Annotated in this window: 10 protein-coding genes; 5 read left to right on the forward strand and 5 right to left on the reverse strand. The window is 65.8% G+C overall.

Going from position 1 to position 12,360, the window contains the following annotated elements; translation table 11 throughout:
• Positions 1–291: 291 nt before the first annotated feature.
• Positions 292–741 (reverse strand): Rrf2 family transcriptional regulator, encoded by a 450-nt coding sequence (locus H6A21_RS01510; protein WP_204559826.1) that lies wholly within the window; start codon positions 739–741, stop codon positions 292–294.
• A 244-nt stretch (positions 742–985) separates the two neighbouring features.
• Here H6A21_RS01510 and H6A21_RS01515 point away from each other — a divergent pair, with 244 nt between their 5' ends.
• The 3 genes from H6A21_RS01515 to H6A21_RS01525 all read left to right on the forward strand — a co-directional run bounded on the left by H6A21_RS01515 (position 986) and on the right by H6A21_RS01525 (position 4,002).
• Positions 986–1,642, forward strand: a complete 657-nt coding sequence (locus tag H6A21_RS01515; protein ID WP_204559827.1) for a YczE/YyaS/YitT family protein — start codon at positions 986–988, stop codon at positions 1,640–1,642.
• Positions 1,643–1,769: 127 nt separating this feature from the next.
• Complete coding sequence (locus H6A21_RS01520; protein ID WP_204559828.1) at positions 1,770–2,474, forward strand: hypothetical protein; 705 nt, start codon at positions 1,770–1,772, stop codon at positions 2,472–2,474.
• Between the two features lie 172 nt (positions 2,475–2,646).
• A complete protein-coding gene (locus tag H6A21_RS01525) occupies positions 2,647–4,002 on the forward strand; it encodes an alpha-amylase family glycosyl hydrolase (RefSeq protein ID WP_204559829.1) in 1,356 nt (451 codons plus the stop codon).
• Positions 4,003–4,313: 311 nt separating this feature from the next.
• Here H6A21_RS01525 and H6A21_RS01530 read toward each other — a convergent pair whose 3' ends face one another.
• The 3 genes from H6A21_RS01530 to H6A21_RS01540 form a co-directional block, all read right to left on the reverse strand.
• Positions 4,314–5,792 (reverse strand): ATP-binding cassette domain-containing protein, encoded by a 1,479-nt coding sequence (locus H6A21_RS01530; protein WP_204559830.1) that lies wholly within the window; start codon positions 5,790–5,792, stop codon positions 4,314–4,316.
• A gap of 236 nt (positions 5,793–6,028) precedes the next feature.
• Complete coding sequence (locus H6A21_RS01535; protein ID WP_204559831.1) at positions 6,029–6,856, reverse strand: fructosamine kinase family protein; 828 nt, start codon at positions 6,854–6,856, stop codon at positions 6,029–6,031.
• A 120-nt stretch (positions 6,857–6,976) separates the two neighbouring features.
• Entirely contained in the window at positions 6,977–7,717 is a 741-nt protein-coding gene (locus H6A21_RS01540) for a helix-turn-helix domain-containing protein (protein WP_204559832.1), read from the reverse strand.
• A 470-nt stretch (positions 7,718–8,187) separates the two neighbouring features.
• Here H6A21_RS01540 and H6A21_RS01545 point away from each other — a divergent pair, with 470 nt between their 5' ends.
• A complete protein-coding gene (locus H6A21_RS01545; RefSeq protein WP_204559833.1) occupies positions 8,188–10,341 on the forward strand; it encodes a PTS transporter subunit IIABC in 2,154 nt (717 codons plus the stop codon).
• Between the two features lie 103 nt (positions 10,342–10,444).
• The gene (locus H6A21_RS01550; RefSeq protein WP_204559834.1) at positions 10,445–11,284 is read left to right on the forward strand and encodes a PRD domain-containing protein; all 840 of its coding nucleotides are present in this window, start codon (positions 10,445–10,447) and stop codon (positions 11,282–11,284) included.
• Between the two features lie 15 nt (positions 11,285–11,299).
• Here H6A21_RS01550 and H6A21_RS01555 read toward each other — a convergent pair whose 3' ends face one another.
• Positions 11,300–12,280 carry a hypothetical protein gene (locus H6A21_RS01555; RefSeq protein WP_204559835.1) on the reverse strand — a complete coding sequence of 327 codons (981 nt, stop codon included), beginning with the start codon at positions 12,278–12,280 and terminating at the stop codon, positions 11,300–11,302.
• Positions 12,281–12,360: the final 80 nt, after the last annotated feature.

Genomic DNA, 12,360 nt, shown 5'->3' on the forward strand with positions numbered 1-12,360 from the left:
ATATACCCGTATGCGTCGGCAATCCAGTGGGCGCGGCGCGCTCTTCAGGGAGTTTTAAGGAAGCGTTCGGACGGGTGGCGTCTGGCCGGCGCGCGACGAACTTGTCAAAAGTCTCGATAAGAGAGCTCCTTATCGAGACTTTTGACAAGTTCGTTAACCTTTGGGCGCTGTGCTCGCATGCAGACGCTCCCGTGCGCGGCTATAGCACGATGACGGGGATGCCGGCTGCTGCGCGGCGTTTTCGCGTATGTACCGTCGCCTCGAAGCGGGGTCCTCTTGGCGAGGCGCTCCTTACGCCTGGGCGGCCTCCTGCTCGGCGATCAGGGCGTCGGTGCGTGCGAGCAGGTCGGCGAGGGTCGTCTGCGCGAGGCGGTCTTCAAGCGCCTGCTGCGCGGCGGCGAGCTCCCCGTCGAGCACGGCGTGCACGTTGCGGCCGACGGGGCATTCGGGGTTCGGGCTCTCGTGGAAGTTGAAGAGGTGCTCCTCGCTGCTCTCGACCGCACGGTAGATGTCGAGCAGCGTGATCTCGTCTGCCGGGCGGGCGAGCGTGGCGCCGCCAGCGCCCATCTCAACGTTCACGAGGTCCGCGTCTTTGAGCTGGCCGAGCGAGCGGCGGATGACCACGGGGTTGGCGTTCACACTCTTGCCGAGAAACGTCGAGGTTGCGCGCGTGGTGGGCGAGAACTCGCCGATGGCGAGCAGCACGTGCACGGCGATGGTGAAGCGAGTTGAAATCTGCATGATGCTCCAATCGTTGCGCCTCTATTGTACGGTGCGTGCGCCGTGGCTGTAGGTACCGATGTTACAACATGAAGGAAGTGTGGAGGGGGAGCATGCGGATGTCGCGCGCGGTGATGGCCGTCGCGCGCAGGGGGTCGCTGGAGGGGCTGAGGCACCCGTCTGACGTGTTCAGGGTGGGCCCCGACCGCGCCTGCGCGCGCGTTGCGGTACCATCGAGATTCATCTCGATACACAGGGGGTCAATATGGCGCAGTTCGCAAGCGATACCTCGGGGCGCAGCGCGGCCGACTGGGCGCGCGCACTCATCGTCCTGCTCATCGGCCTAACCGTGGCGCACCTCGGTGTCACGCTGTTTTTGCTGTCCGCGCTGGGGACGGACACGTTCACGGTGTTCATCCAGGGCCTGTCACGCGTGTTCGGCCTCACGGTCGGTACGGTTCACGTCATCGTGCTTTGCCTGCTTATGGTCGTGATGCTGCTCACCACGAAGGGCTACGTGAAGCCCGGCACCGTGGTCTGCGCGTTTTGCGGCGGGCCGATCATCGACCTGTTCACCTGGCTTTTGCAGGGGTCGATCAACGAGTGGTCGCCCATGGAGCTGCGCGTCGCGAGCATGCTCGTGGGATGCGTGGTCTTGGCGCTCGGCATGTCCATCGTCATCAACAGCAACGCGGGCACGGGGCCGAACGACCTGATCGCCATCATCCTGTCCGACAAGCTCCCCTCCATCGAGTTCCGCTGGGTGCGCGTGGCCTGCGACCTGTTCTTCGTGGCAGCAGGATTCCTGCTGGGTGGCACCGTGGGCGTCGGCACGATCGTGGCCGCCCTCTGCACCGGTCCGCTTGTGCAGTTCTGGCTGCCCAGAACCGCTGTTCCCATCCGAGCGGTCCTGGGCGAATAGCCATCTGCCGGCGTTTTTCATCCATTTGGCGGCAGGCCTTCGACCCTCTTGCATGCCGTCAGCCGCGCGCTAGAATTGCGCAAACTTCACAGGGATGAGGGAGACGAGGTTCCAAGGAGGCTCGCTCATGGATTCCGAGATGTATGGTTTTATCGGCTGCGCGCTCTGCGGCCTGCTCGTTGCGGGATGCGGTCTGTACATGGTGGTGACGGGCAACCCGCGGATTATGCACGGCTATCACTACGCGTTGGTGCCGCCGGCGAAGATGCCTGCGCTGGCACACTGGTCGGGCGCGGGGCTGATCGCCGCCGGTGTCGGGTGCGCGCTGCTCATCCCGCCTGCGGGGACCCCGGTGTGGCTGACCGCGATCGGCATCGTGCTGTTCGTGGCGGGGCTTGCGCTCTCGCTCGGGTCAATCATCTACTTCAACGGGTCGCTGTTCGCCTTCGGCGGCAGTGCGGGTGGCACGCTCGGTTCACGCGCCGCGTCTATCGGGTTCGGCGTGCTGACTGCGGCCATCGTGCTCGTGTTGACCGTTGCGCCTGGCGTGCAGATGATCGTGTCGGGCGATCCCTCGATGTTGCATGATTACCATCTGGTGAACGTCACCGCTGCGGACCTGCCCCTGGTGGCGCGTGGTGTCGGGGCGGGCGTGGTCGCCTTCGGGTGCGGCCTTGCGCTCATGATCGCGGCGGGACTCGGCCTGTCGGGGAAGCGGCCGATGCCTATGTGGGGCAAGGCGCTCGTGGGCGCAGGCGCTGTCCTGGCTGCCGGCGGCATGATTGCGATGTTTGCCGTCATCATTCACTTCAACGGGTCGCTGATGGGATAGGTGACTGCGCAGGTCCTGCCGGGCGCCCCGTCGCGCATGCGGTCGGAGGCGGCGCACGCGGCGGGGCGTGCCCCGCGTGGCCGGTTTATGACCGCTCATCCGGATAGGGAATAGACCTCGGCCTCCGTAGGTATACTGGCTATCGGTTCTGTCGAGAGCACGGGAGGCTGCCATGTGGGCATATGAGTGCACGTTCTACCAGATCTATCCCATCGGTTTCTGCGGCGCGCCGCTGCACAACGATGGCGAGCAGGCTCATCGGATTCTGCATATAGCCGAGTGGGCTTCCTATCTCGAGGAGCTGGGCGTGGGCGCGGTGCTGCTCAACCCGGTGTTCGAGTCGAGCTCTCACGGGTACGACACCCGCGACCTCACCCGTATCGATTGCCGCCTGGGCACGAACGAGGACTTCGCCGATGTCGTCCGCACGCTGCATGACCACGGCATCAAGGTGGTGCTCGATGCCGTCTTCAACCATGTGGGCCGTGAGTTCTGGGCGTTTCGCGATGTGCGCGAGAAGCGCTGGGATTCGCCGTATCGTGACTGGTTCTTCACCAACTTCGACGGCGATTCCGCCTTCGGTGACGGCTTTTGGTACGAGGGCTGGGAGGGTTGCTTCGACCTCGTGAAGCTGAACCTGCGCAACCCCGCCGTCGTGGAGTACCTGCTCGACTGCGTGCGCACGTGGCGTTACGAGTTCGATATCGACGGCCTGCGCCTCGATGTCGCCTACTCGCTTGACCACGATTTCATGCGCCGCCTGCGCGAGGTGGCAAACGACATCACCGCGGCGAGCGAACCGGGGCGCGACTTCGTCCTGATCGGCGAGACGCTGCACGGCGACTACAGCCAGCTCGTCAACGACCGGATGCTGCACTCCTGCACGAATTACGAGTGCTACAAGGGCCTGTACTCGAGCTTCAACTCGCAGAACATGTTCGAGATCGCCCATTCACTTCATCGCCAGTTCGGCGGCGACCCGTGGTGCATCTACCGCGGGCTGCATCTGCTGAGCTTCGCGGACAACCACGACGTCACGCGCTTGGCGAGCATCCTGACCGAGCCGCGCTGCATCCGTCCCGCCTACGGCGTGCTGTTCGGCATGCCGGGCATCCCCTGCATCTATTACGGCAGCGAGTGGGGGCAGACGGGCGTGAAGGGCGCGCGCGATGACTACGACCTGCGTCCCGCCTTCGAGCAGCCCGAGCCGAACGAGCTGACCGCCTATCTGCATACCCTCATCGAGGCGCGCGCGGGCAGTCGTGCGCTCAATTACGGAACCTATCGAAACGTGGCGATCACCAACAAGCAGCTGCTGTTCGAGCGTGCCGTCGAGATGGAGGGCATGCAGCCGGCAGAAGACGTGCTCGTGGCGGTGAACGCGGTCGATGAGCCGTTCTGCCTGCAGGCGGGCGAGCTTTCGGGCGCCTTTGCCGACATGCTCGATGCGGATGCCGAGCCTCTCGAGCTCGCCGGCACCCTCGAGCTCGAGCCCTTCGAGGTCCGCTACTTGCGCCGCCTGCCCTAATCCGGCATGTGTCCTCATCGGGGACGGGGCAGCTCGGCGCCATCCCGCGCCGTGCGGCGTGGGATGGCGCCGAGCTGCCCCGTCCCCGATGAGGACACCCCACTTTCAGTACATTTTGGGCGACCCGTCGCGAAGACCGGGTTGCCCTGTCGCATTGCCAACAAAGAAACCGCAGGTAGATGAGGTGCCCGGTAAACGCGTTCGGAGCGCCTACCGGGCACCTTGCGAAAAAAGTACTGAAAGTGGGCCCTCGAGATATTAGTAACCCCCTTTTGCCGCCTTCCGGCCGTCTTGAGACCTTATCCGGCGGGTCAGCGGGCGGCTACTGCGCCTTCGCGGACCTCCCAGGTGCGCGCGGTGCAGGCAGCGAGGAACGCATGGTCGTGGCTGACCAGCAGCAGAGCGCCGGGGAAGGCGGCAAGCGCGCGCTCGAGCGCTTCGGTGGAATGCAGGTCCAGGTGATTGGTGGGCTCGTCCATGATGATGAGGACGGGGTGGCGCAGCATGCCCTCGGCGAGCATGAGCTTGCGCAGCTCGCCTGGGCTCGTGTTGCCGCCCTCGAGGATTCGGTCCGGATTCGAGTTGAGCTGCGCCACCGTGGAAAGCACGCGGCCGCGCTCGGCATCTGAAAGCGCGGTGATGCCGGTGACGGTGCTCGCGCGCGTCGCAGCATCGAGCTCCTGGGGGATATCGAGCACGGCGAGGTCGGCGGCGATAAGGCCGCGCAGGTGCGCAAGCAGTGTCGACTTGCCCGCGCCGTTGGGGCCGACGATGCCGATATGGTCGGTGTTGCCCACGAAGAGCTCGGGGACGGTGAGCGTGCCCGCCCCGCAGGGGATGGTCGCGGCGGGTATGTGCAGCACGGTCCTGCGCGGGCTCGGGCTCGCATCGACCCAGAGGTCGCCGTCATAGCGCTTGTGGACAAACGCCGCCTCGACGCGCTTGCGTGCTGAGGCGACCTGCGCGTTCATCTGCACGGTCCTCTTGCCGGCGACGCCGTCTCTCCCGGTGTAGATGGCGAGGTCGATTGCGGCCTTGGCGCTCTTGTCCTTGGGATCGACGCGCCGCTTGCTGCGTCGCGCATCGGCGCGCGCCGCCTCGTGGGCGCGCCGGTCGCGCTCGGAGGACAGGCGCGCGAGTTCCTCTTGTGCCGCCGCACGCTCATGCGCGACGCTTGCGCGCTCGAGTTCCGCTTGCGCGTGCGCCTGGGTGTAGCCTCCGGGGCGAACGACGAGCGTGCCGCCGGGTTCGAACGAGACGCAGCGACAGGCGAGCGCGTCGAGCAGCTCGCGGTCGTGCGATACGAGGATGCCGATGCCGCGGAAGCGCGCGAGGGCGCTTGTGAGCTGGGCGCGTGCATCGGCGTCCAGGTGGTTTGTGGGTTCATCGGCCACGAGCACGTCGGGGCGCTGCCACAGGGCGACGGCGATCTGGAGCTTCTTGCGCTCACCGAACGAGAGCTCGTCGAAGCGCCAGGGCATGTCGTCTCCGATGCGGAAGATCCGGCGCAGCTCGCGCGCATCGCGCCCGTAGTCGGCAGCGAAGTCGAAGAGCGCATCGGGCGCCACGTCGGCTTCCTGCGGGCACATGATGGAGAACAGGCTTTGCGTGACCGCTCCGCGATCAGGCGCGAGGTCGCCGCAGGCGATTCGCGCGAGCGTGGTCTTGCCGCAGCCGTTGTCACCCAGAAGGCCGGTCCAGCCGACGGGGAACGTGACGCTCACGTCAGTGAGAATCGGTTGTTGCGCAGAGGGATAGGCGAATGTGACGCCGGAGAGCGAAAGCTGCATAGACATACTCCTTTTCAACAGCGGGTAGCGCCGCCGCACCCGCTTCGGCGGGTGAATGGAAACGAGAAGAGATGTCTAGCGAATCCGCACCGTGTCCAGCCTTTCTGTTCGACCCGATGACGCCGCCACACGCACTGCGGGACCTATTTCCCACTCGGTCGACGCCCCGAGTATAGCAGGAAGCCGCGTGTTCTACGTCGGTGACGGAGCGCGCCGTGTGGGGCGGCTCGCGGTGATCAACGGTACTGGCGGGCGGTGTCCAGCGTTTCGGGCACGTAGCCGCCGCCGAACAGCACGCAGTGGAGCAGCAACGGGGCGAGTTGATGCAGACCCACGCGCTCGCGCCATCCGTCGGCGAGCGGGGACACCTCGTCGTAGCCCGCAAGCACGTCGTCCAGGTACGGGTAGCCGAACAGCTGCAGCATGGCCAAATCGGTTTCCGCATGCCCTCCGTATGCCATGGGGTCGATGAGGGCGCCGCCGGTGCGTGCGTCCGTATCTGCCAGGTAGAGCACGTTTCCCGCCCACAGGTCGCCATGGAGGCGCGCGCAGCAGGTGCCGGCATCGCGCACGAGCGCCGGCTGCGGGGCGTCGAAGTCTCCTGCGGCAAGGCGTGCACAGACCCGGTCGAACAGCGCGGTCTCTCGCGGGCCGAAGGTTCCCTCGTCGCGCAGGATGCGCACATAGTAGGCGATGCGGTACTCGGCGAAAAACGCGCCCCAGCTCTTCGCCGCCCCGCGCTCGGCCCACGGTGTCAGGGCGCGGCCGATGCCCCGCGCGCCGCGCGGCGTGTCGGGCGGCGGGCAGCCCCACCAGGGCGCTCCCGCGGCATGCATGCGCGCGAGCGCCGCACCGATGCGGCGGGCTGCGGCGCGTGTGGGCGCACCGGTCTTGATGCGCTCCTCAACGAGACGATCCCGCGCAGCTTCGATGACGTGTGCGATACGGATGCCGCCCGTCTCTTCCGCCGCCGCGAGCCAGCGAAGCCCCGCCGCCTCGCACAGGAGCTCGTCGGTTGCCGCCGAGACGGTCTTTATTGCGGTATCGGGCGTGAAGCGGGGCATTTTCGTCTCCTCATCGGTGCGGGAGGGTCTAGGGCGCGCAGGCATCGCAGATATCAGCGCGCCACGTCAAGCATAGCGAATGGGGAGCACGGCCGCGCTGCGGGATTCGGCAGGGACGCCTCAGGGCTCGCGCGTCGTGTGCGTGCCCGTGCCATGCCACCTGCGGCCCAACGGATCGCGGAAGTCTTCCCGGACGTTCCAGGTGCGCTGATACAGGAGGCGCCACGCGACGATGCGGCTTGCGCATATCGAGCATGCTACGGCCGCGAGCGCGCACGCCCCCATTGCGGCCGGGGTCCCGCCGAGCGCGAGCGGCACGACCGAAACCAGCGCGACAGTTGCCAGTTGGAGGGCAAACAGCACACGAGAGCCACCGCGCCGGCGGTATTCCAGGGTGTACTCGAACAGCTTGAGGCAGATGAGGAGCGCGGCAACCGAAAGGGCGAATGCAAGATACGGGGCATCGCCGGCCGCGGCTCGCTGTGTGCCCACGATGGTGCAGAGGCTGAGCCCGATGCCGATGAGGAACCCCGAGAGCACCGTGTATGCGCCGGCGCGCCTTCGGTCGCGCGCGATTCGCGCCCCCTCGGAGGGGGTTATGTTCCGCGTAGCCTCCGCGGCGGCGATCGCCTTGTCGGCCGGGGGCTTGCCGAGCAGCTCGTCGACCGACATCCCGTAGAGCGCCGCTATGTTCTGGAGGTTTTCCAGGTCGGGCTGCGAGCGGTCATGCTCCCACTTCGAGATCGCCTGGCGCGAAATCCCTAGCCGGATGGAGAGCTGCCCTTGCGTAAGGCCGCGCTCCAGGCGGGCGGCACGCAGGTGCGCGCCGAGTGAGTTGGTCGATATCTGATCAGGTGCCATCGCTGCCTCCTCGGCCGCAGGTTGCCTCATTCGGATTGTACCGATGCGGTGATCGCTGTATGCCGCGGCGACAAAACAGGTGTCAACCGCCGGTTGCGCAGTGGGCTCGCGCGCCTTTTGCAAACGGCGCCTTACTCATTGGCGTGAGCGCATGCCGCCCACCCGAAAATATCGACCGTTCGCCGCTCCTTCGGTCGCCACCGCCGTTCAAACACGGCAGAATAGCGACGAATCGCATAGCAAGGCGTGTAACTGGTAGGCAGGCACTAACCTTCGACTTTCCGAGGCGGCGCATCCGTCGCTCATGTCGTTGGTCGGTGCTTTTTTTCATGCCGGCAGACCGCGTCCGACCCCACGCACCTGTGCCAAGGTCGTCCTCCTCGGAACGTCAGCGTCGTTTCGCTCCGGGCCCAATCGGGTGCCGGAAAGGCTTGCGCCCCATCGGGGCGCGCGAACAAGAGGAGGCGTACATGAAGGACAAGATCTTTGGAATCCTTCAGCGCGTGGGCCGCTCGTTTATGCTGCCCATCGCAGTGCTGCCGGTGGCGGGCCTGCTTATGGGCCTCGGCAGCACCTTCACGAACGAGACCACCCTGGCCACGTACAACCTGCTGGGCATCATGGGCCCCGGTACCATCGCATGGGACATCTTCACGGTGCTGTCCGCATGCGGCGGCGTGATCTTCGATAACCTACCGCTCATCTTCGCTGTGGGCGTGGCCATTGGCATGGCGCGTGCCGAAAAGGAGGTCGCGGCGCTCTCGGCGGCGGTAGCGTTTCTCGTCATGCATTCTGCCATCTCGGCCATGATCGACCTGACCGGCGGTGCCGACCAGTTTATCGACGGTGCGACCGCGAGCGTGCTCGGCATCCAGTCGCTGCAGATGGGCGCGTTCGGCGGCATCATCGTCGGCCTGGGAACCGCAGCGCTCCATAACAGGTTCTACAAGATCCAGCTGCCCCAGGCGCTGTCGTTCTTCGGCGGCTCGCGCTTCGTGCCCATCATCTCCACCATCGTGTTCACGTTCGTGGGCATCGCGATGTTCTTCGTCTGGCAGCCGGTGCAGGAGGGCATCAACGCGCTTGGCTACGGCGTCTCGAGCGCCGGCCCGGTGGGCGTGTTCCTGTTCGGCATGATTAAGCGCCTGCTCATTCCCTTCGGCCTGCATCATGTCTTCTACCTGCCCTTCTGGCAGACTGCCGTGGGCGGTTCCATGGAGGTTGCCGGTCAGATGATCTACGGCGCCCAGAACATCTTCTTCGCGCAGCTGGCCGACCCCACCGTCGTCCACTTCTCTACGGCCGGCACCTGGTGCTTCACCGGTGAGTTCGTCCTGTACATCTTCGCGTTCCCCGGCGCCGCGCTCGCCATGTACCGCGCGGCCAGGCCCGAGCGCAAGAAGCTCGTGGGCGGCCTTCTGCTCTCCGCTGCGCTGACCTCCATCCTGACCGGTATCACCGAGCCGCTCGAGTTCAGCTTCCTGTTCGTGGCCCCAGTGCTCTTCGCCATCTCCGCGGTGTTCGCCGGCCTCGCCTACATGCTGTGCTACCTGCTGAACATCACGGTCGGTCTGACGTTTTCCGGCGGTTTTCTCGACCTGTTCATGTTCGGCATCCTGCAGGGTAACGACAAGACGAGCTGGCTGCTCATCATCCCGCTCGGCATCGCGTTCTTCTTCATCTATTACTTCCTGTTCTCCTTCCTGATCAAGAAGTTCGACTTCAAGACCCCCGGTCGCGAGGAGGGTGACGCCGAGACCAAGCTCTACACCAAGGCCGACTACAACGCGCGCAAGGACGGTAAGGCCTCCGATGGCGCCGGTGCGGGTGCCGCCGATGACGAGCGCTCCACGGAGATCACGGCGGGCCTCGGCGGCGCTGCCAACATCCGCGACGTCGACTGCTGCGCCACGCGTCTGCGCGTGACGGTGCACGACGGTAGCCTGGTGAACGAGGCCCAGCTCAAGGCGACGGGCGCTGCGGGCGTCATCCGCCGCGGCGAGGGCGTGCAGGTGGTGTACGGCCCGCAGGTAAACGTCATCAAGACGAACCTCGAGGCGTACCTGGCCGCCCTACCGGCGCAGTCCGCTGCCGCGCCCGAGGCTGCGGCGCCTGCCGAGGTGGCCGAGGCTGCCCGCGACGAGAAGCGCGAGCCGGTGGAGACCGTCATCCTGGGCAGCCCGCTGTCCGGCGAGGCCCTCTCGATCACCGCGTGCCCGGATGCCGTCTTCGCCCAGAAGATGATGGGTGACGGCGCCTGCATCGTGCCCGCGGCAGGCGCGCTCGTGGCACCGTGCGACGCGAAGGTCGCTTTCGTGTTCGACACAAAGCATGCCGTGGGTCTCGAGCTTGCGGACGGCACGGGGATCCTGTGCCATGTGGGCATCGACACCGTCAAGCTGGGCGGCGAGGGATTCACCGCTCACGTCAAGCAGGGCGACGAGGTCAAGCGCGGTGATACACTGTTGACGTTCGACCTCGATTTCATCCGTGCCAACGCCCCGAGCATCTCCACCCCGGTGCTGGTTACCGCCACCGACGGCAAGCATGAGGTGCGCCAGCTGGCGTTCGGCCATGTGAACCAGGGCGACGACCTGCTCGCCATCGATATCTTCGAGGCTTAACTCCAGAGGTACCGCGGTACGTCGTTGAAGCCTCACGGTCCCCGGTGCGCTCGCGCCGGGGACCGATTCCCACCTGCTCGCTTCTCGCTCGGAAAGGTCGTCCATGTACCGCATCACCAAGCCGCTGAACCACAACGCCGTCCTCGCGTTCGACGTCGACGAGGGTAGGGAGTACCTGGTCGTGGACAAGGGCGTGGGGTTCGGTCGTAAGCCGGGTGAGCGCGTCGAGTGCCTGGGGCGTCCGGAGACGGTGCAGTTGTACCTGCTTTCCGAGGTGGATGGGTCTCGCGGCGCCTCGCGTGAGCTCCTCGAGCGCATCGACCCGGAGATCCTCGATGTTGCCGAAGACATCTACCAGGATGCCTGTGCGGCATTCGGCCCTGTCGACCAGAACATGCTGCTGCCGCTTGCCGACCATCTGGCGTTCGCGGTGGCGCGCGTGCGCGGCGGCGGGGCGCTGAGCAATCCGTTGACCGAGGACATCCGGGCGCTCTTCCCCCAGGAGTTCGATGTCGCCGGCCGCGGCGTGCGCGAGCTGGAGCGGCGGGTCGGCGTCACGCTCGGCGATGACGAGACGGGGCTTGTGGCCCTGCACGTCCATTCCGCCCTCGATTCGAGCCACGTGGAGCAGGCGATGCAGATCGCCCAGCTCACGCGCGCGTGCATCGAATCGGTCGAGCGCATTACGGGAATGTCCATCGACGTGCGGTCCATGGACTACATGCGCCTCATGACGCACGTGAAGTACATGGCGACCCGCATCCTGAACGGGGAACGCCTGACGATCGACGTGAACGACACCATCCGGTCGAGCGCGCCGGAGAGCTATCGGACGGCCGCAGCGGTGTGCGCCGAGATGGAGCGGACGCTCAGCATGAGCGTGAGCGAGCTCGAGGTGGGCTACCTCGCCATGCATATCGCCCGCGTCGCCGGCGAGCGATAGCGCAGGCGTTTTTCGCTAGTACAGCTTGAAGATGTACTCCATCGCGCTGTCGTAGGTTCCATCGGCGAGCACCCAGCCGTCTGAACCCTCTTTGGTCTCGAGGTTTGCCGTCGACGTCGTCGTGACGGTCGTGCGGAAGGCGTCGAGCTGCTCGTCGAACAGCGCCTGGAAGCTTGCGCGCTGCGCATCGTTGGGCATGACGTCGATGCCGATCAGGTTGTTCTGGGCGAGGAACTCATGGGCGGCAGCATAGAACGAATCCTTGAAGGCGAAGATGTCGGGGGTCGTCGCGTCGAAGTAGACCGATCCGTAGGCCTCGCCCCAGCCCTCGCTGTCATCGAAGGCGAACACGTCGGTGATGTCGTAGTCGAAGCCGGTCAGGGCCCACTCGACGTAATCATCCGTATCGATGCCCAGGTCCTGCACGGTGTAGCCGAGATTCTGCTGGAAGTCCTGCTCGAAGTGGGAGGCAATCAGCGAGCGCGCGGGGCTCTCTGGGGCGGTGACGGTGTCGAGCGTATCCTCGGCGAGCGCCTCGATCTCGGCCTCGTCCTCCTCGCGCTCCTCATCCTCGTAGGAATCGCTCGCGTCCCACGTGAGTTCGACGGCATCGTCTTCGAGCATGATACCGGTGCAGTGGGGGATGAACGCCAACGTGGGCAGCAGCACGTTGATGGCGATGACGATCAAGATGAGGACCAGGCAGCCGCAGCCGCGCTTGCGCTTCGGTGTCGAGACCGGTGCCGGGGTGCTCTCGCGTGTGGGCGCGGGGCGGGACGCGCGACGGTTCGTCGGCTGTTCGGGCTCTGCGGGCTTTTGCGCAGGCGCGTCATCGGGTGCGTCGTAGTCGTCGGGAGCCTTCGTGGGGCTCTCGTAGCTGTGGTCGGGAAGCTCGCAGGCGTCCTCGTCGTGATCGCCATATGCGTCGGGCGACTCCCAGGGGAGCTCGGGCTCGCCGGCGTTAAACGGGTCGATTTGTGAATCGCGGCGCTTCATGGTCCCCCGATCGGTCGATGTACGGCACGCCTTTGCGTTTACAGAAGTATATCCCGTTGCCCGCGCCGTTTGAGGGGGGG

Source organism: Collinsella tanakaei, assembly GCF_016902615.1.
GTDB lineage: Bacteria > Actinomycetota > Coriobacteriia > Coriobacteriales > Coriobacteriaceae > Collinsella > Collinsella tanakaei_A.